Origin of the sequence: Pararhodobacter aggregans (genome assembly GCF_003075525.1) — a bacterium.
In the GTDB taxonomy this organism is placed as follows: Bacteria; Pseudomonadota; Alphaproteobacteria; order Rhodobacterales; family Rhodobacteraceae; genus Pararhodobacter; species Pararhodobacter aggregans.
Genome location: NZ_QDDR01000016.1, coordinates 84,526 through 109,235 on the forward strand (window position 1 = coordinate 84,526; position 24,710 = coordinate 109,235).

21 protein-coding genes and 1 tRNA gene are annotated in these 24,710 nt (G+C 70.1%); 14 read left to right on the forward strand and 8 right to left on the reverse strand.

From position 1 onward, the window contains the following. Positions 1-61: 61 nt before the first annotated feature. The 3 genes from DDE23_RS22345 to DDE23_RS22355 all read left to right on the forward strand — a co-directional run bounded on the left by DDE23_RS22345 (position 62) and on the right by DDE23_RS22355 (position 2,900). Positions 62-481 (forward strand): RidA family protein, encoded by a 420-nt coding sequence (locus tag DDE23_RS22345; protein WP_107751811.1) that lies wholly within the window; start codon positions 62-64, stop codon positions 479-481. Continuing rightward, complete coding sequence (locus DDE23_RS22350; protein ID WP_107751812.1) at positions 474-1,355, forward strand: alpha/beta hydrolase; 882 nt, start codon at positions 474-476, stop codon at positions 1,353-1,355. The genes DDE23_RS22345 and DDE23_RS22350 overlap by 8 nt, the downstream gene beginning before the upstream one ends. A gap of 483 nt (positions 1,356-1,838) precedes the next feature. Continuing rightward, on the forward strand, positions 1,839-2,900 hold the full coding sequence (locus DDE23_RS22355) for an AraC family transcriptional regulator (RefSeq protein WP_107751813.1): 1,062 nt from the start codon (positions 1,839-1,841) through the stop codon (positions 2,898-2,900). A 296-nt stretch (positions 2,901-3,196) separates the two neighbouring features. Here the strand turns inward: DDE23_RS22355 and DDE23_RS22360 are convergent. Next, positions 3,197-3,273, reverse strand: a tRNA-Met gene (locus tag DDE23_RS22360). Between the two features lie 152 nt (positions 3,274-3,425). On the opposite strand from DDE23_RS22360, the gene selD reads away from it, so the two are divergent. Both selD and doeB read left to right on the forward strand, forming a co-directional pair. Then, entirely contained in the window at positions 3,426-5,588 is a 2,163-nt protein-coding gene (selD, locus tag DDE23_RS22365; protein WP_107751814.1) for a selenide, water dikinase SelD, read from the forward strand. 460 nt (positions 5,589-6,048) lie between these two features. Then, positions 6,049-7,041, forward strand: coding sequence for a N(2)-acetyl-L-2,4-diaminobutanoate deacetylase DoeB (gene doeB, locus DDE23_RS22370; RefSeq protein WP_107751815.1), 993 nt, complete (start codon positions 6,049-6,051; stop codon positions 7,039-7,041). An 82-nt stretch (positions 7,042-7,123) separates the two neighbouring features. On the opposite strand, the gene DDE23_RS22375 is transcribed toward doeB, so the two are convergent. Together DDE23_RS22375 and DDE23_RS22380 are read right to left on the reverse strand one after the other, a co-directional pair. Then, entirely contained in the window at positions 7,124-7,561 is a 438-nt protein-coding gene (locus DDE23_RS22375) for a hypothetical protein (protein ID WP_420330177.1), read from the reverse strand. Between the two features lie 110 nt (positions 7,562-7,671). Beyond that, positions 7,672-8,718, reverse strand: a complete 1,047-nt coding sequence (locus DDE23_RS22380) for an alkane 1-monooxygenase (protein WP_157958104.1) — start codon at positions 8,716-8,718, stop codon at positions 7,672-7,674. A gap of 148 nt (positions 8,719-8,866) precedes the next feature. Here DDE23_RS22380 and ftsY point away from each other — a divergent pair, with 148 nt between their 5' ends. Together ftsY and DDE23_RS22390 are read left to right on the forward strand one after the other, a co-directional pair. Next, entirely contained in the window at positions 8,867-9,901 is a 1,035-nt protein-coding gene (ftsY, locus tag DDE23_RS22385; protein ID WP_107751816.1) for a signal recognition particle-docking protein FtsY, read from the forward strand. A gap of 81 nt (positions 9,902-9,982) precedes the next feature. Next, a complete protein-coding gene (locus tag DDE23_RS22390) occupies positions 9,983-10,882 on the forward strand; it encodes a DMT family transporter (protein ID WP_107751817.1) in 900 nt (299 codons plus the stop codon). Positions 10,883-11,188: 306 nt separating this feature from the next. Here DDE23_RS22390 and DDE23_RS22395 read toward each other — a convergent pair whose 3' ends face one another. The 3 genes from DDE23_RS22395 to DDE23_RS22405 form a co-directional block, all read right to left on the reverse strand. Next, positions 11,189-12,184: an LLM class flavin-dependent oxidoreductase gene (locus tag DDE23_RS22395; protein ID WP_107751818.1), complete on the reverse strand. Its 996-nt coding sequence runs from the start codon at positions 12,182-12,184 to the stop codon at positions 11,189-11,191. 84 nt (positions 12,185-12,268) lie between these two features. Next, positions 12,269-13,195 (reverse strand): ornithine carbamoyltransferase, encoded by a 927-nt coding sequence (gene argF, locus DDE23_RS22400; protein ID WP_107751819.1) that lies wholly within the window; start codon positions 13,193-13,195, stop codon positions 12,269-12,271. A 93-nt stretch (positions 13,196-13,288) separates the two neighbouring features. After that, positions 13,289-14,461 carry an aspartate aminotransferase family protein gene (locus tag DDE23_RS22405; protein WP_107751820.1) on the reverse strand — a complete coding sequence of 391 codons (1,173 nt, stop codon included), beginning with the start codon at positions 14,459-14,461 and terminating at the stop codon, positions 13,289-13,291. A 447-nt stretch (positions 14,462-14,908) separates the two neighbouring features. Here DDE23_RS22405 and DDE23_RS22410 point away from each other — a divergent pair, with 447 nt between their 5' ends. Continuing rightward, entirely contained in the window at positions 14,909-15,526 is a 618-nt protein-coding gene (locus DDE23_RS22410) for a hypothetical protein (RefSeq protein ID WP_107751821.1), read from the forward strand. A gap of 11 nt (positions 15,527-15,537) precedes the next feature. Here the strand turns inward: DDE23_RS22410 and DDE23_RS22415 are convergent, their stop codons facing one another. Beyond that, the gene (locus tag DDE23_RS22415) at positions 15,538-16,434 is read right to left on the reverse strand and encodes a DMT family transporter (RefSeq protein ID WP_107751822.1); all 897 of its coding nucleotides are present in this window, start codon (positions 16,432-16,434) and stop codon (positions 15,538-15,540) included. Positions 16,435-16,787: 353 nt separating this feature from the next. Further along, positions 16,788-17,231, reverse strand: coding sequence for an Lrp/AsnC family transcriptional regulator (locus DDE23_RS22420; protein ID WP_337589841.1), 444 nt, complete (start codon positions 17,229-17,231; stop codon positions 16,788-16,790). A 115-nt stretch (positions 17,232-17,346) separates the two neighbouring features. Here DDE23_RS22420 and rocF point away from each other — a divergent pair, with 115 nt between their 5' ends. From rocF to truB, 6 genes are all read left to right on the forward strand, one after another. Further along, positions 17,347-18,279 carry an arginase gene (gene rocF, locus DDE23_RS22425; protein ID WP_107751823.1) on the forward strand — a complete coding sequence of 311 codons (933 nt, stop codon included), beginning with the start codon at positions 17,347-17,349 and terminating at the stop codon, positions 18,277-18,279. Then, a complete protein-coding gene (locus DDE23_RS22430; protein WP_202863311.1) occupies positions 18,279-19,325 on the forward strand; it encodes an ornithine cyclodeaminase in 1,047 nt (348 codons plus the stop codon). Before rocF ends, DDE23_RS22430 begins: the two co-directional genes overlap by 1 nt. Positions 19,326-19,428: 103 nt before the next feature. After that, complete coding sequence (locus tag DDE23_RS22435) at positions 19,429-20,733, forward strand: tetratricopeptide repeat protein (protein WP_107751825.1); 1,305 nt, start codon at positions 19,429-19,431, stop codon at positions 20,731-20,733. A 98-nt stretch (positions 20,734-20,831) separates the two neighbouring features. Then, positions 20,832-21,836: a tetratricopeptide repeat protein gene (locus DDE23_RS22440; protein ID WP_107751826.1), complete on the forward strand. Its 1,005-nt coding sequence runs from the start codon at positions 20,832-20,834 to the stop codon at positions 21,834-21,836. 25 nt (positions 21,837-21,861) lie between these two features. Beyond that, the gene (locus DDE23_RS22445) at positions 21,862-22,968 is read left to right on the forward strand and encodes a tetratricopeptide repeat protein (protein WP_107751827.1); all 1,107 of its coding nucleotides are present in this window, start codon (positions 21,862-21,864) and stop codon (positions 22,966-22,968) included. Between the two features lie 71 nt (positions 22,969-23,039). Further along, entirely contained in the window at positions 23,040-23,945 is a 906-nt protein-coding gene (gene truB / locus DDE23_RS22450) for a tRNA pseudouridine(55) synthase TruB (RefSeq protein ID WP_107751828.1), read from the forward strand. Positions 23,946-24,710 lie beyond the last annotated feature (765 nt).

Consider the following 24,710-nt stretch of genomic DNA (forward strand, 5'->3'; position numbering starts at 1 on the left):
CTGCGAAGGGCGCCGAACCGGTTGCCGCTTCGCCCGAACAGACAAGAGACAGAGCAGCCTCATGACCACCTCACCTATCCGAACAATCGCGGCCGAATGGGACTGGGAGGCCTCGCTGCCCCCGGCCCCCGCCGTTCGCGCCGGGGACACGATCTACCTCTCGGGGCAGATCGCGCTCGGGCCCGACGGGTCCCTGGTCGGGGTGAACGATCTTGCCGCCCAGGCCCGCCAGTGTTTTGCGAATATCCGGTCCATCCTGGCCCGCGACGGGGCGACGATGCAGCACGTGGTCAAGATGACCACCTATTTCGCCTGCCCTCTCACCGACGAGGTCACCGCAGAATACTGGCAGGTCCGCGAAGAGGTCTTTGGCACGCACCGCCCGGCCAGCACAGGTGTCTCGGTTTCGGCCCTGATCTATCCCGAGGTGATGCTCGAGATCGAGGCGATTGCCGTCCTCGCACCGGCCCGCCATGCTTGAGCCCGAGTTTGACCTCTTCTTCCCCGACCTCGCGCAGCGCCGCATCGAGTACAATGCCCGGGCGTCGGTGCCGGATTTCGACGCCTGCGTGCAGGAATATGCCGACCTCTCGGCCCGGGCCCGGGCCCTCTGTCCGGGGCTCTTCGACCTGAGCTACGGCCCTGCCAAGGCCGAAAAGATCGACCTTTTTCCGGTCCCCGGATCGCGTCAGCCCGGCCCGGTCTTCGTCTTCATCCATGGTGGATACTGGCGCTCGCAGTCAAAGACCGACGCGGCCCTGATGGCCCGGACCTTTACCGATGCCGGGATTGCGGTGGCCGTGCTGGAATACACGCTCCTGCCGATCGCGACCCTCGCCGAGGTGGTGCGGGAAATGCGCAGCGCCATCGCCTGGCTGTTCCGCAACGGGGCCGCCTATGGGATTGATCCGCACCGGATCCACCTGGGCGGCAGTTCGGCCGGGGCGCATCTGGTCGGCATGCTGCTGGCCGATGGCTGGCAGGATGAATTCTCGGTTCCCGCAGACGTGGTGGCCGGTGCCGTCGGCTTGAGCGGGCTCTATGACATCCGGCCGATCTGCGACATCGAGGCCAACGACTGGCTGCGGCTGGTGCCCGAACAGGCCGAACGGCTCAGCCCGCTGTTCCACATACCCGATCAGGCGCCGCCGCTTGTCCTGTCGGTCGGCGGGCTTGAGACCGAAGGCTTCAAGCGCCAGACCGCAGCCTATGCCGCCGCGTGGAAGGCCAAGGGCCACGACCTGACAATGGTTCCGGCACCCGCTCGGAACCACTTCAATCTGCTGGTCGACCTGTCCATTGCGGACGCTGCCCTGACCCGGGCGGTGTTCGAGATGATCGAAAGCCGAAAGTGACGAACCATCCGGGCGGCCTGATCGGCGGGTCAGGCCAGGGCCCGACAGCGCCCGGATCCGAAAGCCCCCGGATCCGGTTGCCTGCAGGGGGGACGGCTGTCCGCCCCATCGCACCCGCAACCCGGGCGTGGTGTGACCCTGCCGCGCCGATGACCGGCAGCACAGGGCGCAGGCACGCGACGTCCTCGCCTCAGCCGCGCTGCGCCGCGTGCATCGACGCAGGGAACCGCTGCACCCGATCGGGCCAAAACGTCCAAAGGGTAATCAAGGACTCGCCTTTCTGCTCTGTCCTGCCGGCGCCGGCCCCGGGTCTGTTGACAGGAAAAACCGATTCCGGAACACTGATTTCCGTCGAGCGTAGAACAGAGCGCAGGCCGGGGCGTAACGGGTACATGGCGATCCACCCCGCCCCGGCGGACAGAGGTCTGCCAGTGCTGGCTGTTGCGCCCGGACGTGCAGGTAACGGACACCGGAGGCACAGGTTTGAACGCGCGAAGGCTGATTGAGGTTTGCGAACGCGACGCCTCTCCGGTTTGCGACTTCATGGTGAACATGTGCGGGCCGCATTCCCTGGACTTCATGAACAGGAAGGACGTGGCGTTTTCGTATAGCGGAAGCGGCAATTCCAATTCGAACATCACCTTCGGATATCTGGCCTACGGGACCGAGACCCGGATTGGCATCGGTGCCGGCATTGGCCATTATTCGATCAGCCTGCCGCGCAGCGGTCGGCAGACCGTCGTCTCCGGCAGCCGCCGCTATCAGTCCGGCCCGCTGAAGGCGGTGATCCTGTCGCCCGGCGAGGATGTCGAGGTCGATCTGGATCGGGACTGGCGATCCGTCTTCGTCACCATCAACAAGCGGATCATGGACCTTGCCCTCGGACGGCTCATCGGGGCCCCGGTCACCGAGCGTCTGGTCTTCGATGTGGCGATGCCGACAAGCGACGCCGCGGCGTCGTCATGGTGGCGGATGGCCGAGCATTATCTTCGGGAACTCGCCGTCGAAGACAGCCTGCTGTGCGATCCAAGCGTCTACCGAGACTTCGAGCTGTCGTTGGTGCGCGCGCTGCTGATCCGGCATCCGAACAACTACTCGGACGAGATCCGTCGCAAGATCCCCGACATGATGCCGGGCTACCTGCGCAAATCGGTCAAACACATCGAGGATTCCTATCCCGAGCCGCTGCGGCTGGAGGATCTTGGCCGGATTGCCGGTGTCCCGACGGACCGGCTGACCACCGGCTTCCGGGAATTCCTCGGCGCGACCCCGATGCAATATCTCAAGAACGTCCGGCTGTTGAAAGCCCGCGAAATGCTGATGACCAGCGGGTCGCGGATGAATGTGTCAACGATTGCCTATGACGTCGGGTTCAATCACCTGGGTCGTTTCTCTGTCGACTACAAGGCGGCCTTCGGTGAGGCGCCAAGCCAGACCTCGGCGCTGGCAGCGGGCCGACAGGCGGCCTTGCCGACAGGGCCAAAGCCCCAAAACCCGACGCTCAATAGCCCGGACCCGCCTTCTGCAAGACGGAGCGGGGCATGATCCCGTCGCGCAACCGGAATGCCGACATCATCGCCCGGCGGGCCGGCCAACCCACCGGCAGGACGAGGGGCGATGTGATGCGGCGGGGGATCAGGTCGCGGGGTCCGGTTACGATGACTCGACACCCTGTCACCGCCCCCCATCGCGATCGTGGCGCAGGATACGTCATCCGTCCGACGGATCACGAGCCGTCACCGTCCTTAAAAGCCACGATCCGACGCGAGCACAAAGTCGCTTGCAACCACAGGCCCTACCCCCCAAGCAGGGACAGTCAGACGTTTTCCTGAGGGAAAATGTGGTAGCGGAGGAGGGACTTGAACCCCCGACACGCGGATTATGATTCCGCTGCTCTAACCAACTGAGCTACTCCGCCACGCTGCCTGTGAACGGATCATCGACCCGTACCGCTTGGCTGGCGGCTTCCTAGGATAGGCCACTGGCAGCGTCAAGAGGGAAATCGACGGCGCTTTGCCCCCTCGCCTCGGGGCTCTTGCCGGGCTAGGAACAGGGCAAAGCGGAGGCGCCATGCAGACCCTTCCCCAGACCCGCGATCTGGTCCTTGTCGGCGGCGGCCATGCCCATGCGCTGGTGCTGCTGCGCTGGGCCATGGCGCCGCTTGCAGGCGCCCGGCTCACCCTGATCGACCCCAACCCGACCGCGCCCTATACCGGCATGCTGCCCGGCCTCATCGCCGGACATTACCGCGCGGCCGAGCTGGACATGGATCTGGTGGCGCTGGCCCGGCACGCGAATGCACGGCTGATTCTGGGCCGCGCCACCGGGCTTGACCCCGAGGCGCGGCAGATCGAGGTCGCGGGCCGCCCGCCCGTCGCCTATGACGTCGCCTCGCTCGATATCGGCATCACCTCGGACCTGCCCGCCCTGCCGGGCTTTGCCGCCCATGCCACCGCCGCCAAGCCGCTGGGCGGCTATGCGGAACGCTGGGCCGCCTTCACCGACGCCCCGCCGCCCGAGCCCAGGCTCACCGTGCTGGGCGCGGGCGTCGGCGGGGTGGAACTGGCGCTGGCCATGCAGCACCGACTGCCCCGGGCCCGGGTCACTCTGGTCGACCGGGGCGAGGCGCTGCCGCATCTCGGCGCCGCCGCTCGCCGTCATCTGCTGGCGCTGCTTGCCGCCCGTGGCATCGCGGTCGAGACCGGGACCGAGGCGGTTGCGGTCGAGCCCGACGCGGTCAGGCTGGCCGATGGCCGCCGCCTGCCCTCGGATTTCACCCTCGGCGCGGCGGGCAGCAGGCCGCAGGACTGGCTGGCAGGGACCGGCCTCGCCCTGACCGGGGGCTATGTGACGGTCGACCCGATGCTGCGCTCGACCTCGCATCCCGAGGTCTTCGCCGCCGGGGATTGCGCGCATATGGCCGAAAGCCCGCGACCCAAGGCCGGGGTCTTTGCCGTGCGGCAGGCGCCGGTCCTTCACCACAACTTGCGCGCCGCGCTGTCGGGCGGGGCGATGCGCCCGTTCCAGCCGCAGCGCGATTACCTGAAGCTGATCTCGCTGGGCGAGCGCGAGGCGCTGGCCGACAAATGGGGCCTGCCGCTGCATGGCCGGGCGATGTGGCGGCTGAAGGACCGGATCGACCGCAAATTCATGCGGATGTTCCACACCTTGCCCGCCATGCCTGCACCCGCCCTGCCCGCCGAGCGCAGCCTGGGCCTGGCCGAGGCACTGGGCGAGAAACCGATGTGCGGCGGCTGTGGCGCCAAGGTCGGCCCCGAGGCGCTGCGCCGGGCGCTGAGCGCCCTGCCACCCGCCGCGACGCTGGCGCTGGGCGCGGGCGATGACGCGGCGGTGCTGGAACTGGGCGGGGTGCGGCAGGTGCTGGCGACCGACCATCTGCGCGCGGTGACCGAGGATCCCTGGCTGATGGCCCGCATCGCCGCGGTGCATGCGCTGGGCGATGTCTGGGCGATGGGGGCCCGGCCGCAGGCAGCGCTGATCAGCCTGATCCTGCCGCGGATGTCGGAGGATTTGCAGGGCCGGACCCTGGCCGAGATCATGGCGGGTCTGGGCAGCGTGCTGACCGACGCGGGCGCCGCCATCGCCGGAGGCCACACCACGCAGGGGGCGGAGCTGACCATCGGCCTGACGGTGACCGGGATCGCCGGCGAGCGGATCCTGACCAAGGGCGGCGCCCGGCCCGGCGAGGCGCTGATCGTGACGAAGCCGCTGGGCTCGGGGACGCTGCTGGCGGCCGAGATGCAGAAACGCGCGCCGGGACGGGCGGTGGCGGCGCTCTGGCCCTTCCTCACCCAGATGCAGGGCGCGGCGGCGGCGATCCTCTCGCCCCGGGCCAGCGCCATGACCGATGTCACGGGCTTCGGCCTGGCTGGTCACCTGGACGAGATGCTGCAGGCGGGGGGCGTGGCGGCCGAGATCGACCTTGCCTCGGTCCCCTTCTACGCGGGGGCCGAGGCCCTGGCGGAAGCGGGCGTGGCCTCGACCATCGCCCCCGCCAACCGCGCGGCGCTGCTGGGCCGGATCGCCGCGCCGCCGGGCGCCCGCACCGCCCTGCTCTACGATCCGCAGACGGCGGGCGGGCTGCTGGCCTCGGTGCCCATGGAGGATGCCCGGAGTCTGGTCGCGACCTTGCGCGGGGCGGGCTACACCGCCGCCGTGATCGGCCGGATCCGCGCCCCAGACGGCGGTCCTGCGCTGCAGGTCCACGGCTGAGGGTCCACGGCTGAGGGAGGGGTTTCGCCCTCGTCACCCGCTGCCGCGGGCTTCTCGGGCGACCGGCGGCGCCGCGTTCCGCGGCGCCGGAAAAGCCGGGGGGCGCTGCCCCCCGGACCCCCCGGGATATTTGGAGAACAAAGATGAGCAGGGCCGGCTTGCGGAACGGATCGGCGGCAGGCCGCATCGGCGGGGAACCGGTCACGGGGCATAGGGCGGCGGGCGGGATCGGGGGACTTGGCCGGGAGCGGGCTGCGCAGGATTGGGTATCTGGTTCCGGTCGCGGCGGCAGTCGTCAGGAAGCCTCACTTCGAGCCGCAGCATGGGGCTCGGCCCGAGGGTTCTCGGGCGCCTAGGAGCGGCCCTCTCCGCTTGACAGGGGTCGGCGATGCCCTACGGGATGCCGCGTTTTTCTGGCCAGGCGCGCATCGGCGCGGCAGGATGGGGGAGGAGGTGCCCGATGCCCGACAATCCGATCCGTCCGACCATTCCGCTCGATGCCCCCGGCAAGCGGCACGGCTTCCTGAAGCTGCCGCATTCGCGCAACGACAGCGCCTGGGGGGCGCAGATGATCCCGCTGACCGTGATCGGGGGCGCGCCGGGGCCGACGGCGCTGCTGACCGGGGCCAATCACGGCGACGAATACGAGGGGCCGATCGCCTTGCAGGCACTGGCGCACGAGCTGGAGCCCGGGGCGCTGACCGGGCGGCTCATCATCCTGCCTTTCTTCAACCACCCCGCCTTCCAGGCCGGGACCCGGGTCTCGCCGATCGACGGCGTTAACCTTAACCGCGCGTTTCCCGGGGCGCCCGATGGCAGCGTCACCCAGAAGATCGCCGATTACGTGGCGCGGCAGCTGGTGCCGCTGGCCGATCTGGTGGTCGATTTCCATTCGGGCGGCAAGACGCTGGATTTCCTGCCGCAGGCCTGCGCCCATGTGCTGGACGACAGCGCCCAGCAGGCGCGCTGCGTCGCCGCCGCCCGGGCCTTTGCCGCGCCCTATACCTTGATGCTGCGCGAGATCGACGCGGCCGGGATGTATGACAGCGAGGTCGAGGGCCAGGGCAAGACCTTCGTCACCACGGAACTGGGCGGCGGCGGCACGGCGACCGCGCGCTCGGCCCGGATCGCCCGGCGCGGGCTCAGGAACCTGCTGATCCACGCTGGTCACCTGCCGGGCGAGATCGAGGATCCGGGCACGGTCATGCTCGATATGCCGGGCGACGAATGCTACCACGCCGCGCCCTGTTCGGGGCTGGTCGAGCCGCTGGTCGATCTGGGCGAGGCGGTGCATCGTGGCATGGCGCTGGCGCGGATCTGGCCGGTGGAGCGTTCGGGCGGCGCGCCCGAGACGGTGCTGGCCCAGACCGAGGGCATCCTGGCAGCGCGGCATTTCCCCGGGCTGACCCAGATCGGCGACACGCTGGCGGTGGTTGCCGTGCCGCGCAGGTGAGTGTTCACTTTTCCAACATTAGCCAGAAAAAAGGGCGGGCATAACGCGCCCGCCCTGTCACTCTCCCAACAAAAACTGAATGTCAGACGCCCACGCCCGGACCCAGGCATCCCAGCGGCGCCTGGCTTTGTTCGACCTCGTAGAGCTCGGTCGAGGGGCCATCGAGCCCCTGGAACACCGCCCTCAGCCCGTCGCCCTCGGCGAAGAAGCGCCAGCATTGTTCGTCGGCGGGCGCGTTGTCATAGACGAAGCAGATATTGCCCGCGCGCTCGTACCAGCTGCCGTCCTGGCATTCCTGGCCGATGAAGGTCCAGCGGACGCGGCGGTCGGGCAGGTATTGCTCGACGCCGTAAGGCGTGCCCTGGAATACATAGCTCAGCGTGCGGCCCAGCGTATAGGCGTCGAATTCCTCGGCGCTCATTGGCGCGGCGGCGGCACCGGGCGGCACCGGCGTTTCGGCCATCAGCGGCAGGGCGACGCTCAGCGCGGTGGCGAAGACCAGCAGATTGGCGCGGATCATGGCAAGGCTCCCTGACAAGTCCCGGGCACTCTGCCAGAGGCCTGCACAAAGGGCCAGCCGCCCCTCCGTCACGATGCCGCGAGTCCGCAGGCACAGGCGGAGATCGGCCCTCAGCCCTGCAGCAGGGCCTCGGCGCTGGGCAGGGGCGCCGCATCATGCTGCGCCAGAACCGCGGCCAGGCGCTTGTCCATCACCGCTTTCCACAGGGGCGGCACCAGCGCCAGCATGGCCATGGCGGGCAAGGGCGCGGGCAGCATGGCCGAGCCCTCGGGCACGGTGAGTTGCGGATAGGGCCGCGCGGGATGGGCGTGGTGGTCGGAATGGCGCGGCGCGTTCAGCGTCACCGCCGAGGAATACCAGCCGACCGAGTTCCAGGCGTGCCAGGGCCCGGCGGGTTCGAACTTGCCATTGGCCAGCCGCCGGCGCTTCAGCCCGTAATGCTGGACGTAATCGGCGACCAGCATCTGCGACTGGGTATGGGCGCAGAGCGCGACATAGATCAGCAGCCCCTTCAGCCCGAAGAGCGCGAAGGCCAGGACCAGCAGCGTGCCCTCCCCCGCCATGTAAAAGACGTAAGGGTTAACGCGCTTCCTGCCCGAGCGTCGGGTCATGGCCTTTTCCGCCCGGTAGCCGGTGATGAAGCTGCCGTACCAGGCCTTGGGCAGGAAGGACCAGAAGCCCACCCCCTTGTCGGCCGAGACCGGATCCTGCGGCGTCGCCACATAGGGGTGATGCACGAACCGATGGGCCGAGACGTGGTGGCCGAAGAGGAAGCCGATATAGACCGCCGTCCCCAGCCCGGTCATGAAGCGGTCCGAACGGTGGATCAGCTCATGCGAGGCGGGGTTGCCGATCTGGCCGTAGAACAGGCCGAAGCCCAGGATCCCCGCCACCCAATCCAGCCCGTGCAGATTGTAGGTCAGCGCCCAGACGCCCAGCGGCAGATGGGTCAGCTGCAGGAAGCCCAGCAGGATCAGCAGGTTGTCACCGACCGGCATCTCGCTGTCATCCGCCGGGTCGGGGAACTGGTCCACGGCGATCCACATCAGCCCGATGGAGACCGGCGCCAGCCAGATGGCCCAGCCGCCGTAAACGGCGCCCCAGGCCAGCAGCGCGGCGGGCAGAAGCGTGGCGAAGGTGAAGATGGTCAGACGCATGAGCAGGCCCAGAACACGAGAACAGAGCGCGAGAAGGGTTAACGGATACCCGCGGATTTGGGCAAGCATAAGGCAATGCGCCCCTTCCATCCATGCGACCGAGAGGCTACTTGCTGGAAAACCGCCCAGAAACCGGCCCGGAGGCCCCATGTCCTTCTTCGGAAAGCTCAAGGAACGCATGTTCCGCTCCTCCTCGAAGCTCGACGAGGGGCTGGATGCGCTGGTCGCCGCCGAGCCCGCGCCCGAGGCGCCGGATGCGCCGATCCCCTCGCCCGCGCCGATCGTTGCGCCCGATGGCTCGAAACCGGGGCTCCTGTCGCGGCTGACCGGACGGCAGGACGCGCCGCGCCGGGTGCTGGACGACGCCTTTGTCGAAGAGCTGGAAGATCTGCTGGTGCAGGCCGATCTGGGCGTGGATACCGCGCTGAAGGTCACCGCCAATATCGCCGCCGGGCGCTTCGGCCGCCGCGTCACCACCGCCGAGATCAAGGAGGCGCTCGCCGCCGAGATCGCCCGCATCATGGAACCCGTCGCCCGCCCCCTGCCGCTCTACGCGAAAAAACCGCAGGTGGTGCTGGTGGTGGGGGTCAATGGCGCGGGCAAGACCACGACCATCGGCAAGCTCGCCAGCCAGTTCCGCGCCGCGGGCAAATCGGTGATCATCGCCGCGGGCGACACTTTTCGCGCGGCGGCGGTGGAACAGCTCCAGGTCTGGGGCCAACGCGCGGGCGTCCCGGTGATGACCGCGCCCGAGGGGTCGGACCCGGCCTCGCTGGCCTTCGACGCGCTGACCCGGGCGCAGGCCGAGGGCGCGGACCTCTTGATGATCGACACCGCGGGCCGCCTGCAGAACCGCGCCGACCTGATGGAGGAGCTGGCCAAGATCGTCCGCGTCCTGCGCAAGAAGGACCCGTCCGCGCCGCATAACACGCTCCTGGTGCTGGACGCGACCACCGGCCAGAACGCCCTGACCCAGGTCGAGGTCTTCCGCCAGATGGCCAATGTCTCGGGGCTTATCATGACCAAGCTCGACGGCACGGCGCGGGGCGGGGTGCTGGTGGCGCTGGCCGACCGGTTCGGCCTGCCGATCCACGCGATCGGCGTGGGCGAACAGATCGAGGATCTGGACGCCTTCGACCCGCAGGATTTCGCCGCGGCGCTCACCGGAACCGAAAGCCGCTGACCCTTTCACTTTGTCACAAATACGCCGGGGGGTCCGGGGGGCAGCGCCCCCCGTGCCCGGCCCGCCACGGAGAACGCCGCCATGAGCGACTGGCTGATCGCCCAGGAAGGCACGCAGACCGGCCTCTATCTGTCGATGGCCCTGGCCCTCTCGGCCGCGGTGCTGCACGCGATCTTCGGCGCCCTGCAGAAGGGGCGGCACGATCCCTGGCTGTCGCGCGCCGGGATCGACGTCTTCGCCTTCCTGATGGCGCTGCCGGTCGCGCTGTTCGTCGTCCCCTGGCCCGAACCGCATATGGTCCCGATCCTCGCCGGGGTCTTCGTCATCCATGTCGCCTACAAGATCCTGCAGGCGATGACCTATACCCGCGGCGCCTATACCGTGGTCTATCCGGTGGTGCGGGGCACGGGTCCTCTGTTCACCGTGATCGGCGCCTGGCTGATCTTCGGCGAGACCTTCAACCTCTGGCAATGGCTGGGGGTGGCGGTTCTGCTGGGCGGGATCTACGGGCTCGCCCTCTATAACCTGCGCAAGATCACCGAGGGCCGCGACCGGCTGGTCCCGGCGCTGGGTTTCGCCGTGGCGACCGGGGCGATGGTGGCGCTCTACACCACGTTTGATGCCTATGGCATCCGCTCGACGGCCGACCCGTTCACCTTCCTCGCCTGGTTCTTCGTCATCGACAGCGTCTTCATGCCGCTGGTGAGTGCCCGGAGGATGCTCGCCCTGCCCCGGGCCGAACTCGCCTCGCTTCTGCGGCGCGGTTTCGTCGGCGCGCTGGTCGCCTTTTGCAGCTTCGGCGGCATCATGCTGGCGACGCGGCTGGGGCCGGTCGGACAGGCGGCGGTGCTGCGCGAGACCTCGACGGTATTCGCGGCGCTGATCGGCTGGCTGATGCTGGGCGAAAGCACCGGGCCGCGGCGGGTGGCGCTGATGGGGCTGATCGCGGCGGGGGCGATCATCGTGCAACTGGCGGCGTGAGGGGTGGGTTGAAAACCCACCCTACGGGGCGCGCGCGCGGTGCGTGCAAGCACGCACCCTACGGCGAGTGGCACAAGTACCTGTTCCGCCCGGCGGCACGCCGGGCAGCGCCCGCACCGCCCCCCCGGGGCGGGCGCTTCTCGCCCACCCCGGCGGTTCGGGCGCCGCCCTTGTCACTTGGTGGCAAGGCCCGGGTTCGATGCCTGCGCGCGACCACCTTACGGGGCCTCGGGCTGGAGCGTAGGGTGCGTGCTTGCACGCACCATCGCCGTAGGGTGGGTTTTCAACCCACCCTTGCGCGGCGCGTCACGCCGGGACCGACAACCCCTGCAACACCTCGGCCGCGATCTCGAAGGACCGCACCCGCTTCTCCGGGTCGTGGATCGCGCCGGTGAGGATCAGCTCATCCGGCTGCGTCCGGGCGATCATCTCGCGGAACCGCCGTTCCAGCGTCTCGGCCCCGCCGGTGGCCGAGAAGCCCAGCGCCCCCTCGACCTGCCGCATCAGCGCGGGCGGAACCTCGCCCGCCACATCCCGCACCGGCCGCGGCAGTTTCCCCGGCTGGCCCGAGCGCAGCCGGGCGAAGGCCAAGAGCTGCGAGGAGCGCAGGAAATAGGCCTCGTCATCCGTCTCGGCCGCAAAACACCCGGCCGCGACGATGGCATGGGGGCGTTTCAGATATTCCGAGGGCCGGAAGCTCGAGCGGTAGATCGCCAGCGCCTCGTCCAGCGCCGCGGGCGCGAAATGCGAGGCGAAGGCATAGGGCAGGCCCAGATAGGCCGCCAATTGCGCGCCATAGAGGCTGGAGCCGAGGATGGTGAGCGGCACGCCGGTCCCGGTTCCGGGCACCGCCTGCACCCGCCCGCCCTCGTTGGCGCCGAAATAGCCCAGAAGCTCCACCACATCCTGCGGGAAGGTGTCCTCGGCCTGCATGTTGCGCCTGAGCGCGCGCATGGTCAGCTGGTCGGTCCCCGGCGCGCGACCAAGGCCCAGGTCGATGCGCCCGGGATAGAGCGTCGCCAGCGTGCCGAAGGCCTCGGCCACCATCAGGGGCGAGTGGTTCGGCAGCATGATGCCGCCGGCGCCGACGCGAATGGTCGAGGTCGCGCCCGCCACATGGCCGATGACCACGGCGGTGGCGGCGCTGGCGATGCCGACCATGTTGTGATGTTCGGCCAGCCAGAAGCGGTGATAGCCCAGCCGTTCGGCGGCGCGGGCCAGATCGACACTGCCTTTCAGCGCGTCGGCGGCAGTGCCGCCTTCGGGAACCGAGGCCAGGTCGAGGATCGAGAAATGCTGCACGGGTGTAACTCCTTTCCCCCTACCTAAGCCGACCGGCGGGCCGCGCAAGGGTCAGGGGCGCCGGGTCACCCGGTCAGCGGAAGATCACACCCCGAGGCACCAGCGCATGATCGCCTTCTGCGCGTGCAGCCGGTTCTCGGCCTCGTCCCAGATCACCGAATGCGGCCCGTCCATCACCGCCGAGGTCACCTCGTCCTCGCGATGCGCCGGCAGGCAATGCATGAACAGCGCATCGGGCCTGGCCACGGCCATCAGCGCCTCGTTCACCTGATAGGGGCGCAGCTGGTTGTGGCGGCGCTCCTTGGTGGACTGGCTGTCATGCATCGAGACCCAGGTATCGGTCACCACCAGATCGGCGCCCTCGACCGCAGCGGCCGGGTCGCGCATGATCCGCACCTCCGAGCCCTTGTCGCGGGCGAACCGCACCCAGGCATCCTCGGGGTCCAGCGTCTGGGGTCCGGTGAAGGTGAAGTCGAAGCCGAACTGCCCGGCCGCCTGCAGGAACGAGGCGCAGACATTGTTGCCGTCGCCCGCCCAGACCACCTTTTTGCCGGCGATCGGGCCGCGGTGTTCCTCGAAGGTCAGGACATCGGCCATGATCTGGCAGGGATGGGTGCGGTTGGTCAGCCCGTTGATCACCGGCACGCTGGCGTATTCCGCCATCTCCTGGATCACCGATTCATCGAAGGTCCGCAGCATGATGAGATCGACATAGCGGCTGAGCACCCGGGCGGTGTCGGCGATGGTCTCGCCATGGCCGAGCTGCATCTCGCTGCCCGACAGCACCATGGTCTGCCCGCCCATCTGCCTGACACCCACGTCGAAACTGACGCGGGTCCGGGTCGAGGGCTTTTCGAAGATCAGCGCCACCATGCGGCCCTTCAGCGGCTGCTGGTCGTCGGGCTCGCCCTTGTGGCGGCCCTGGCGGGCCTGTTTCATGGCGGCGGCGCTGTCGATGATGGCGCGCAGCTCGGCGGCGTCGGTGGTATGGATATCGAGGAAATGGTTCATGGGACTGGACTTTCTGAACCCGGAGGGAGGGGGCGCTGCCCCCTCTTGGCCTGCGGCCAATTCACCCCCGGCGTATTTGGAGCAGCGTGATGATCACTTGCCCTCGTAGGCGGTGGCCGCGGCATCGAGACGGGCGACCGCCTCGGTGATATCCGCGTCGGGGATGTTCAGCGCAGGCAGCAGGCGCAGCACGTTGTCCGCCGCGGGCACCACCAGCACGCCCGCCTCGCGCGCGGCGGCGGCCAGCTCGGCCGCAGGCTTCTTGCACTTCAGCCCCAGCATCAGCCCCATGCCGCGCACCGCCTCGAACGTGTCGGGATGGGCCGCGACCAGCCCTTCCAGCCGCTGGCGCAGCAGGCCCGCCTTGCGGCTGACGTCGTCAAGGAAAGCCGCGTCAGACACGATCTGGCTGACTTTCAGCCCCACGGCGCAGGCCAGGGGGTTGCCGCCATAGGTCGAGCCATGCGTGCCCGCCACCATGCCCGAGGCCGCGTTTTCCGTGGCCAGCAGCGCACCCAGCGGGAAGCCGCCGCCGATGCCCTTGGCGACCATCATGATGTCGGGCGCCACACCCGCCCATTCATGGGCGAAGAGCTTGCCGGTCCGGCCCATGCCGCATTGCACCTCGTCGAGGATCAGGAGCGCCCCGGTCCGGTCGCAGGCCTCGCGCAGCGCGCGCAGCTGGTCCTCCGGCATCGGGCGGATACCGCCCTCGCCCTGCACCGGCTCGACCATCACGGCGCAGACGCTCTCGTCCATGGCGGCCTCGAACGCCGCCATGTCGCCCCAGGGCAGGTGCCTGAACCCGGGCATCAGCGGCCCGAAGCCCTTGACCATCTTCTCGCCGCCCGAGGCGGCGATGGCGGCGGTCGAGCGGCCGTGGAAAGCGCCCTCGAAGGTCAGGATCGTCTCGCGCGGGGCGCCTTTTTCGTAATGGTATTTCCGCGCCATCTTGATGGCGAGCTCGGCGGTCTCGGTGCCGGAATTGGTGAAGAAGACCGTGTCGGCAAAGGTCAGGTCGACCAGAAGATCGGCCAACGCCTGTTGCTCGGGGATCTTGTAGAGGTTCGAGACATGCCAGAGCTTGCCCGCCTGCTCGGTCAGCGCCGAGACCAGCTCGGGATTGGCGTGGCCCAGCGCATTGACGGCAATCCCCGCCCCCATGTCGAGGAATCGGCGTCCATCCGCCTCGATCAGCCACGAGCCTTCGCCCTTCACGAAGGAAAGCGGCGTGCGGTTATAGGTCGGCAGAACGGTCGAAATCATGGGAATGCCCTTGGATGCGAAGGCCCATTCGTGCCGAAGGCAACGGGCCAAGTCAATGCGGGTTCGGAGGGGGGACTGCGGCCGACGGGCGCGCAGCAATGATCGTCAGACGCGTGTCAGCGTCGGCGTCGCAGCGAGAAAGAGGCGCTTTGGTCGATCATCCCCGCCCGATAGCGCGGGGCGCGGGTTTTGTCGAGGGGGCAGTTGCACAGGGGCCGCAAAACATCGGGCAAGCGCCCCGCCGCCAGGCGCGGTCCGGCCCGCGCCGCCGCCCGCGGCCCCACCCAAAGGCACAGGCCCCTTGCCGCCCCCCCTCGCGTTAAGTATCCCAGTCTCAGGATCCCACGATGCCCGCAGGCCCCATGCCCCCCAATCCCAGCCCTCCGCCGCGTGACCGCGTCCTGCCCGCGCAGGTGCCCGGGGGCCGATGGTGGAGTGGCTGAGCCGATGCGACGCGCCCTCCTCCCCCTGCTCCTTGCGCTCGTGCTGCCGCTCTCCGGCTGTTTCGAGACCGCGCCGCTGACCGAAGCGGCGAGCCGCGCGCTCCAGCCGACCTCGGGTCCGGCCGAGCTGCGGGTGCTGGACGGGGCGGTGGCCGTGGCAGGCCCGGCGGGCTATTGCATCGACGCCGAGGCAACGCGCGAAAGCGATATCGAGGCCTTCGTCCTGCTGGTGCGCTGCCGCTACACGCTGCGCCCCTCGCCGGTGCTGAGCGCCACGGTGACCGGGCTGAGTTCCGATGGCAACCCGGATACCTTCCGTCGCCTCACCGGCTTCCTGCAAAGCGCCCCGGGCCGGGCGCAGCTGTCCCGCTCGGGCGATCCCAGCGATGTCGAGGTGCTGGAGGCGACCTTCGCCGAAGGCGTGGTCTGGCTGCTGATCCATGACACCGGCAACCCCAATTCCTTTGACGAGACCTATTGGCGCGCCATCCTGCCGGTCGCCGGGCGGATCGTCACCCTCTCGGTGCTGGCCGCCGCCGACCACCCGTACGAGCGCGACAGCGGGCTGGGGATCCTGCGCGGCTTCGTCATGCGGATGCGGGCGGTGAACGCGCGGGGCTGAGGCCCCGGCGCTCAGGCCACCAGCACGATGCCGAGGATCGACAGCGCCAGAAGCGCCATCCCCGCCACTTCCAGCGGCCGCGGCCGCTCGCGGAAGAAAAGCGCGGAGACCAGGATCGAATAGAGCAACTCGACCTGCCCGAGGCTGCGGACATAGGCCGCGTTCTGCAAGGCGAAGGCCACGAACCAGCCGAGGCTGCCCAGCACGCCCGTCACCCCGACCAGCGCCGTCGCCCGCCATGAGGCCAGCACGCGCCCGACCTCGCCCGGCTCGCGCCAGCCGAGCCAGAGCGCCATGGCCAGCGCCTGAAAACTGGTCGCCATGGCCAGGGCGGCGGTGGCGCGGAACAGCGCGTCCTGATGCGCCACCTCCAGCGTGGCACCGCGGTAGCCGATGGCCGACAGGCCGAACAGCGCCCCCGCCAGCACGCCCAGCATCGTGGCGCGATTCAGGATGCCGCCCTGCCGCCAGCCCTCGGGCGGGCGCGAGATCAGGATGACCCCGGCAACACCCACCAGAATCGCCAGCAGGCCCGCCGCCGAAACCCCCTCGCCCAGGACCAAAGCCGAGAAGGCCGCGACCTGCACCGTCTCGGTCTTGGTGAAGGCGATGCCCACGGCGAAGGACCGCTCGGAAAAGAGGGCGACGGTGCAGAAGGTGGCGACGATCTGGCCCAGCCCGCCCAGCATGGCGAAGATCCAGAAGCGCGGCCCGGGCAGCGGCACCGGCTGCGGATCGAGGGCGAGCAGCAGCGCCAGCCCCGCAAGCGCCAGCGGCGCGGCGAAGAGAAAGCGCGAGAAGGTGGCGCCGCCGGTGCTGAGCCCCAGCCCCTTCAGCCGCTTTTGCAGCGTGAAGCGCAAGGTCTGGACGGCGGCGGCGGCGAGGGTGACGAGGACCCAGAGTTCCATGGCATTCTTCCCGGCGAAGTCAGCGCCCCTGATACGCCCGGCCTCTGTTCCGCACCAGCCCCGGCGCCGCGCGGAGCATGCGGGGGGCCAGCCCCCTCGACTCCCGGCCGCGCCACGGGCGCGGCGTTCGCGGCTGGAACGCGCCACTGGCGCGTTCCCGTGACGCCGCTCACCCCCCGCCAAAGGGGACCCTCGGGCCCCCTTTGGAAACCCCCGAGGATATTTGGAGAACAAAGATGAAGGTTAAGAGCGCGTTAAGCCGCAATCTTCGTTCTTCAAATATCCTCGGGGGGTGAATTGGCCGTCAGGCCAAGAGGGGGGCAGAAAGCCCCCCTGCCCGGTCCCCGCAGGCGCTAGCGCACCGAGGTCGCGCGGCGGGTCGACATCAGCAGATGCGTCTCGGATTGCGTCACCGCCTCCAGCTTGCGGATCCGTGACAGGGTCTCGTCGAGATGGGTCAGCGAATCCGTGGCCAGATCGACGATCACGTCCCAGCGCCCGCTGGTCGCATGCACCGCCTGTACCGCGGGCATCGCCAGCATGCGGCCGACGGCGCGGTCGGTGCCCGGCCCCTCGATCGCCACCATCATCAGCGCCCGCACCGGGCTTTCCGCCAGATCGCCCCGGGTCAGCGCCGTGAAACCGGCGATCTCGCCCGTCTCGATCAGCCGGGTCAGCCGGGCGCGGACCGTGTTGCGGCTGATGCCCAGTTCCGCCGCCAGCGCCGCCAGCCCCAGCCGTCCGTCGCGCTTCAGCGCGGCCAGGATCCTGTGGTCCGTCTCGTCCAGGCTGACCATTCCGCCCCCTCCATTTGCGCATTTCGCTCAATACACCGCCCGGAATGCGCATCCTGTCAAGCAGAACTCCGGCCGTTCTGCGCTATACTCATCCCACCAGAGCCGCGAGGATCCCATGACCCAGACCCATTGCCTGCTGATCGGCGCCCCCGTCGATACCGGCCAACGCCGTCCCGGCTGCCTGATGGGCCCGGCCGCCTATCGCACCGCGGGCCTGGCGCCCGCGCTCGAGGCGCTGGGCCATCGCGTCACCGATCTGGGCGACGCCGCCTGCACCCCGGTGCCCGCCACCGTCACCAACCCCGCCGTCCACCACCTGCCCGAAACCCTCGGCTGGGCGCGATCGCTGGCGGCGATGGGCGAGGCGGCGATGGCCGAGGGCATGCCGATCTTCCTCGGCGGCGACCATTCGCTGTCCCTGGGTTCGGTCGCCGGGGTGGCGGCGGCGGCGCAGGCGCGGGGACGGCCGCTCTTCGTTCTCTGGCTTGACGCGCACAGCGATTTCCACACCACCGCCACCACGGAATCGGGCAATCTGCACGGCACCCCGGTGGCCTATTTGGCGGGCCGCGATTTCGAGGCCTTTCCGCCCTTCCCGGCCCCGGTCCCGCCGGAAAACATCTGCCTTTTCGGCATCCGCTCGGTCGATGCGGCCGAACACGCGGCGCTGCTGGAGCATGAGATCGCCATCAACGACATGCGCGTTCTGGACGAGCGCGGCGTCGTCGCCCCCCTGCGCGAATTCCTGGCGCTGGTCGAGGAAGCGGACGGCCTGCTGCATGTCTCGCTCGACGTCGATTTCCTGGATCCGGTCGTCGCCCCCGCCGTCGGCACCACCGTCCCCGGCGGCGCCACCTTCCGCGAGGCGCATCTGGTGATGGAACTGCTGCACGAATCCGGGCGCGTCACCTCGCTGGATCTGGTGGAGCTGAATCCGTTCCTCGATGAGCGCGGGCGCACCGCGCATCTGATGGTGGATCTGGTCGCCTCGCTGATGGGCAAGAAGGTCTTCGACCGGCCGACGCGGGCCTATCGGGGGCAGGTATGATGCGCGATCTTCCCCAACCCTCGGCCCAGGCGCTGGTGCCCTTCGTCTCGGTGGCCGAGATGATGGCCATCGTCCACCGCATCGGTCTGGAACCGGCGCTGGTCGACCTCACCGCAAGGATCAAGGCCGATTTCCGGCGCTGGCGGCTCTTTGACAAGACCCCGCGCGTGGCCGCCCATTCCCCGATCGGCGTGATCGAATTGATGCCGACCTCGGACGGCCAACGCTATGCCTTCAAATACGTGAACGGCCATCCCGGCAACACAAGGGCGGGTTTGCAGACTGTCACCGCCTTCGGGGTCCTGTCCGAGGTGGCGACGGGTTATCCGCTGCTGATCTCGGAAATGACGCTGCTGACCGCGCTGCGCACGGCGGCGACCTCGGCGCTGGCGACCAAGGCGCTGGCCCGGCCCGACGCCAAGGTGCTGGCCCTGATCGGCAACGGCGCGCAGGCGGAATTCCAGGCGCTGGCGCTGAGGGCGGTCTGCGGCATCGCGCAGGTCCGGCTTCATGACACCGACCCCGGCGCCATCCGCAAATGCGCGCGGAACCTGCGCGCGGCGGGGCTGGAGGTCACCGCCTGCGACAGCGCCGAGGCGGCGATCCAGGGCGCGGACGTCATCACCACCTGCACCGCCGACAAGCGCAATGCCACGATCCTGCACGACAACATGATCGGCGCCGGGGTGCATATCAACGCGATCGGCGGCGATTGCCCGGGCAAGACGGAACTGGCGCCCGCCCTGCTGTCCCGCACCAGAACCTTCGTGGAATACGAACCGCAGACGCGGGTCGAGGGCGAGATCCAGCAGGTCGCGCCCGACTATCCGGTGACCGAGCTCTGGCAGGTGCTGACCGGCGATTGCCCCGGGCGCACGGACCCCGCGCAGATCACGCTTTTCGACGGCGTGGGCTTCGCCATCGAGGATTTCGCGGCGCTGGGCTGGCTCTACGATCAGCTGCGCCCGGAAACGCCGCGGCTCGACGTGATCGCCGACCCTGACGACCCGCGCGATCTTTACGGGATGGTGATGCGGGCGCGGTGAAATCCTGCGGTCACGGGCGGCATTCGTGCTAGGCTGCAGGGGCCTCCGGCGCGACGGGCGCCCGGGCCGGGGCATCGGCATTCGGCGCCCTTGCGGTTTGTCCATGAAGCGTTTTGCCTGCCTGACCCTTGCCGCCCTCCTCCTCGCCCCTGCTGCCAGCGCGCAGAGCGTGACGGAATGCGACCGGCTCGCCGGGTATCTGCCGGTGCCGCGCGCGCCCGACCTGCCCGGCGTGGTCGAGGTCACCGCCCCCGCCGAGGCCGTTGCCGCCTGCGAAGCCGCGCGGCGCGGCGATCCCGACCCGTTCCTCGCTTTCCTGCTGGCCCGGGCGCTGGAGGCCGCCGATCCCCAGGACCCACGCCTGCCCGCGCTGATCGCCGAGGGCGCCGCGGCCTCGGCCCCCTTCGCCGCCAGCCGTCTGGGGTTGTTGTACCAGCAAGGCCACGGCGGCCTGCCGCAGGACGAGGGCCGCGCCCGGGCGCTCTTTGAGGAAAGCTGCGCCGCCTTTCCCGACCCACGCGCGCTGGCGGGCTGCAACAACCTCGCGGCGGCGATGGTGGGGGACGACGAACTGCCCGCCGCCGTCTCCCTGTTCGAGCGGACCTGCGACGCGGGCTTCGGCCGGGCCTGCGCCAATCTCGCCGACCGGATCGAGGAGGGGCGCGCGCCGGGCTATGACCCGCTCAGGATGCAGCCCCTGCGCGAACGCGCCTGCGACTTGTCTGAGCCCTGGGCCTGCATTCATGCGGGCTACGAGCTGACCCAGACCAACCCGCCCGAGACGCTGGGCGCCCTGCGCCGCTTCGAGGTCGCCTGCGATCTGGGCCTGGCGGATGGCTGCTACCGGGCGGGCGCGGTGATGCGTGACGCGACCGACATGGCATTCGGCTGGCGCGTCCGGCAGGAGGCCTTCGGGCGGGGCTGCGACGGCGGCGTGGCCGAATCCTGCTACGAGGTGGCCATCGGTCTGATCTATGGCGAGGATGGCACCGGCAGCCTGGCCGATCCCGGCGAACAGGCGCAGGGCGTGACCATGCTCGACCGGCTCTGCACCGAGCGCGATCCCTGGGCCTGTTCGGATCTCGGCTATCTCTATGCCGAGGGGATTGCGGTGACCCGCGACCCGGCGCGCTCGGCCGAGCTGGGGGCACGGGCCTGTGCGCTGGGCTCGGCGGTCGGCTGCAACAACCTCGCGGTGCATCTGGCAACCGCCGATGGCGTGGCGCTGAACCTGCCGCAGGCGGCGCGCTATTACGAACAGGGCTGCGCCGGTGGCTCGGGTCTGGCCTGCCGCAACCTCGGCGACATGCTGGCGGGCGACGAACTCGGCCCGCCCGATCCGGCCCGGGCGCAGGCCGCCTTCCTCAAGGGCTGCGCGCTGGGCGAGGCCGAGGCCTGCACGCGCTGAGCCGCGGACCCGGGGCGCAATTCCCTTTTCGCCCCGGCCGCCCGCGTGTTAGCCTTGGCCCAAGACCCAGACGGGACAGGCGACGAGGGACCTGCACGATGAACCGATGGTCGGCCCTGGGGGTCGCTCTGGCTTTCCTGCTGCCCGCGCCGCTCTGGGCTCAGGTGACCGATTGTGACCGGCTCGCCGGCTTCTCGCAGCTGCCGCGGATCGAGGGCGCGGCCGGCCCCTATGTCGTCCACGACCCCGCCGCCGCCGTCACCGCCTGCGAGGCCGCCCGTGCCGCCCAGCCGGACGAACCCTTCTTCGCCGTCCTTCTGGCCCGCGCCCGCCTTGCCGCCAATCCCGAGGACCGCACTGTCGTCGAATTGCTGGCCGGTGTGGTCGAACAGATCTCCCCCCTCGCCGCCTCGGAACTGGGTCGGCTCTACGAGATGGGGCTGGCCGGGCTGCCGATCGGCGACCGGCAGGCGCGCGATTTCTACCGCCTCGCCTGCGATACCTGGCCCGACCGGCTGGCCGCCCCCGGCTGCACCCGCCGCGCGGTCATGATGATCGAGGGCCGCGGCGGACCGGCCGACGAGACCGGCGGCTTCGCGCTGCTCGACAACCTCTGCCGCGGCGGCTGGGGCGGGGCCTGCACGCAGCAGGCCTTCCAGACCGACCTGCGCGGCACCGGCGATTTCGACACGCTGGGCCTGGAAATCGCCCGCCTCTTCGAGGCCGGCTGCGACGCGGGCGACCTCTTGGCCTGCAGCCAGTTCGGCTTCCGGCTGGAACTGGGCGAGGGCGTGGAGCTCGACGTCTCCCGCGCGCAGGACCTCTACCGCCGCGCCTGTACCGGGGGCGAGCCGCAGGGCTGCTCGTATCTGGGCGAGATCTACCGCTCGGGCCTCGGCGTGCAGCCCGACCCCGATCAGGCCGCGCATTTCTTCACCCTGGGCTGCGAGGGCAACGACCCCTATGCCTGCGTCACCCTCGGCGACATCCTGTCCGAGGGCCGCGGCGTGGAACGCGACGTCCCCCGGGCCATCGTCGCACTGGAACGCGCCTGCGGTCTGGGCGACCCCGAGGCCTGCGACATGGCCGACGTCCTGCGCTGAGGCCCCCACCCCGGAGTGTCCGACGATGAAACCCCTGCTGGCCCTCGCCGTCCTGACGATCCTGCTGGCCGGCCCGGCGCCGGGCCAGACCCAGCCCACCGACTGCGACCGCCTGGCGGGCATGCGCTTTGCCCCGCGCCTCCCCGGGGCGGGCGGCGCCGATATCATCACCCGCGGCCCTGAAGCCGTCGCCGCCTGCGAGGCTGCGGCCGCCCTGCACCCCGCGGATCCCCATATCGCCCTGCAACTGGGCCGCGCCTATCTGGCGGTCGATCCCGCCGATCCCCGGGTGCGGGACCTCTTCGCCTCGGCGCTGGGGGCCCTGCCCGCGCTCGCCCGCCTGCGCCTCGGCACGCTCCATGACCATGGCTGGTCCGGCCTGCCGCAGGACGTGCCGCAGGCACTCGCGCTCCACGAGGAAGCCTGCGCGATGACCGGCCAGCAGGGCGCGCTGGTCGCCTGCAACAACGTCGCGCTGGTGCTGCTGGAAGGCAGCGATGCCGCGCAATACCCCCGCGCCATCGCCCTGATGGAGGCGGGATGCGCCGCGGGCGATCCCTTCTCCTGCGAGAACCTCGGCTATGAAGTCGAGACCGGCGCGCATGTGCCCCGCGACCTGCAGCGCGCCGCCGCCCTCTACCGGCAGGCCTGCGAGGCGGGATCCCCGCTTGGCTGTTCCAACCTCGGCAATGCGGTTTCCGAAGGCTTCGACGGCCCGCCCGACCTGCCGCTGGCGCAACGCCTGTTCCGCCGCGCCTGCGACCTTGGCGAAATGCTGGGCTGCTCGAACCTCGGCTGGGCGCTCTGGCAGGGCTATGACGGCCCGGAAGACCCCGAAGCCGCCCTGCCGCTCTTCGAGCAGGCCTGCGCGGCCGGGGTCGGCGTCGGCTGCGGCAACCTCGGCGATTTTCACCATGACGGCATCGTCGTCGCCCGGGACGTCACCGAATCGGCCCGGCTCTACGGTCTGGGCTGCGACCACGGCGACGGCTGGTCCTGCCTGCAACTGGGCCTCCAGCTGAGGGGCGGCAGCGGCGTGCCGCAGGACGATCCCCGCGGTCAGGCGCTGATCCGCCGGGGCTGCGCGCTGGGCGACAGCGACGCCTGCGCCCTGGCCGCCTCCCTGCCCTGAGGCGCCGGCGGCTCTTGCCACAGCCCCCCCGAACCGCTATCCGCCGCGCCTGATCCCCAGGAGGCACCATCATGGCACGCAAGGGCAAGGGCCGCCCCGTCAACGGCTGGCTGATCGTCGACAAACCGGCTGGCGTGACCTCGACCTCGATCGTGGGCAAGGTGCGCTGGGCGCTCGACGCGCAGAAGGCGGGCCATGCCGGCACCCTCGATCCGGCGGCAACCGGCGTGCTGGCCGTCGCGCTGGGCGAGGCGACCAAGACCGTCCCCTATGTCACCGACGCCACCAAGGGCTACCGTTTCCTGGTGCGCTGGGGCGTGGCCACCGACACCGACGATGCCGAGGGTCAGGCGATCGAAACCCGCGACACCCGCCCGACCGAGAGCGAGATCGAGGCCGCCCTGCCCGCCTTCCGCGGCCTGATCCAGCAGGTCCCGCCGCAATATTCGGCGGTGAAGGTCGAGGGCGAGCGCGCCTATGACATCGCCCGCAGTGGCGAGGCGATGGACCTCGCCGCCCGGCCGCTCGAGGTGGAAAAGCTGGTGCTGCTGCGCCGCCCCGACGCCGATACCGCCGAATTCGAGATGGTCTGCGGCAAGGGCGGCTATGTCCGCGCCATCGCCCGCGACCTCGGCCGGGCGCTGGGCTGCCTCGGCCATGTCGTCTGGCTCCGGCGCGACTGGTCGGGCCCGTTCCGCGCCGAGGACGGCATCGGCCTGACCGAGATCGACGCTCTGGCCCGTACGCCCGAGCTGGACGCGCGCCTCCTGCCCCTTGAAATCGCCCTCGCGGGCCTGCCCGAACTGCCGCTCTCGCCCGAGGGCGCGGTGCGGCTGAAGAATGGCAACCCGGGCCGGGTGCTGTCTTCCCGCGCCGAACCCGGCGACACCGCCTGGGCCAGTTTCGAGGGCAAGCCGGTGGCCGTCGGCACCTATCTGGGCGGCGAATTGCACCCCAACCGCGTATTCAACCTCTGAGCGGGCCTTCGTTTCAGGGATCCGGGCCCCGCGCGGCGCGGCGCGCGGCGACCTGAAAGCGCCCCACCTGTCCCGCCCCCTTGGTCGTTCCCAGGATTGCCGTGTGGTTTTCGAAGCGCATGCCGCTCATGGCGGGGGCGCGACGGTCTGCCGCCGGTCCCTCCCGGCCTGCGCGCCCCCGGCCTCTCCCCCGAGAACCCGATGCCGCCCAAACTCCGCCCCAAACTCCGGCGCCTGCGCGGGGATGCGGAACCTGCCCCCCCACGGCTCGACCGCCCCCCCTCGCGCCGTCCCGACCCTCCCGTCGCCCCACCTCGTTCTGCAAAAGAGCGCCGTCGCGGTTCTGCCAGCGGTGAATCGCCCCTTGCAGGGGGATCTCCGCGTCGGGAAACGCGCCAAGCCAGCGCGCCAGTCAGGAACACCCCCGCGCGCCCCTGCCCGGGGCCGCCCCTCTGCGCAGCCGGCGACCCGCCCCCGAAGCAGGCCCCCTCCGACCCATGCGTCACCCGCCCCGGCCCGCCCCCCAAAGTCCCGGCCCAGACGTCCCCGCGCGCCCCCTTCCCCGGAACCCGACCGCCCTCCCTGTCATCCCGACGGCAAGCGCGTCCTGCCCGCGCCCCGTGACCGCCCGCCCCCTGCCCCGCTGTCCAAAGCAACCCCGCTGCGCTCTTCCCCAGGCGGAAGACGCCTCCCCATCCCCCCGCCCGCCCTTCGTCTTTGTTCCAGAAATATCCTCGGGGTTTCCAAAGGGGGGCGTGCCCCCCT

What these genes read in the sequence shown, in the direction of transcription:
- truB (WP_107751828.1), top strand. Translation starts at nt 23,040, where the DNA reads ATGGCACGCAAGGGCAAGGGCCGCCCCGTCAACGGCTGGCTGATCGTC.
- DDE23_RS22375 (WP_420330177.1), bottom strand. Translation starts at nt 7,561, where the DNA reads ATGATCCGCGCCAATCTGCTGGTCTTCGCCACCGCGCTGAGCGTCGCC.
- rocF (WP_107751823.1), top strand. Translation starts at nt 17,347, where the DNA reads ATGACCCAGACCCATTGCCTGCTGATCGGCGCCCCCGTCGATACCGGC.
- DDE23_RS22345 (WP_107751811.1), top strand. Translation starts at nt 62, where the DNA reads ATGACCACCTCACCTATCCGAACAATCGCGGCCGAATGGGACTGGGAG.
- DDE23_RS22420 (WP_337589841.1), bottom strand. Translation starts at nt 17,231, where the DNA reads ATGGTCAGCCTGGACGAGACGGACCACAGGATCCTGGCCGCGCTGAAG.
- DDE23_RS22390 (WP_107751817.1), top strand. Translation starts at nt 9,983, where the DNA reads ATGAGCGACTGGCTGATCGCCCAGGAAGGCACGCAGACCGGCCTCTAT.
- doeB (WP_107751815.1), top strand. Translation starts at nt 6,049, where the DNA reads ATGCCCGACAATCCGATCCGTCCGACCATTCCGCTCGATGCCCCCGGC.
- argF (WP_107751819.1), bottom strand. Translation starts at nt 13,195, where the DNA reads ATGAACCATTTCCTCGATATCCATACCACCGACGCCGCCGAGCTGCGC.
- DDE23_RS22350 (WP_107751812.1), top strand. Translation starts at nt 474, where the DNA reads ATGCTTGAGCCCGAGTTTGACCTCTTCTTCCCCGACCTCGCGCAGCGC.
- selD (WP_107751814.1), top strand. Translation starts at nt 3,426, where the DNA reads ATGCAGACCCTTCCCCAGACCCGCGATCTGGTCCTTGTCGGCGGCGGC.
- DDE23_RS22445 (WP_107751827.1), top strand. Translation starts at nt 21,862, where the DNA reads ATGAAACCCCTGCTGGCCCTCGCCGTCCTGACGATCCTGCTGGCCGGC.
- ftsY (WP_107751816.1), top strand. Translation starts at nt 8,867, where the DNA reads ATGTCCTTCTTCGGAAAGCTCAAGGAACGCATGTTCCGCTCCTCCTCG.
- DDE23_RS22410 (WP_107751821.1), top strand. Translation starts at nt 14,909, where the DNA reads ATGCGACGCGCCCTCCTCCCCCTGCTCCTTGCGCTCGTGCTGCCGCTC.
- DDE23_RS22405 (WP_107751820.1), bottom strand. Translation starts at nt 14,461, where the DNA reads ATGATTTCGACCGTTCTGCCGACCTATAACCGCACGCCGCTTTCCTTC.
- DDE23_RS22435 (WP_107751825.1), top strand. Translation starts at nt 19,429, where the DNA reads ATGAAGCGTTTTGCCTGCCTGACCCTTGCCGCCCTCCTCCTCGCCCCT.
- DDE23_RS22440 (WP_107751826.1), top strand. Translation starts at nt 20,832, where the DNA reads ATGAACCGATGGTCGGCCCTGGGGGTCGCTCTGGCTTTCCTGCTGCCC.
- DDE23_RS22430 (WP_202863311.1), top strand. Translation starts at nt 18,279, where the DNA reads ATGCGCGATCTTCCCCAACCCTCGGCCCAGGCGCTGGTGCCCTTCGTC.
- DDE23_RS22380 (WP_157958104.1), bottom strand. Translation starts at nt 8,718, where the DNA reads ATGCGTCTGACCATCTTCACCTTCGCCACGCTTCTGCCCGCCGCGCTG.
- DDE23_RS22415 (WP_107751822.1), bottom strand. Translation starts at nt 16,434, where the DNA reads ATGGAACTCTGGGTCCTCGTCACCCTCGCCGCCGCCGCCGTCCAGACC.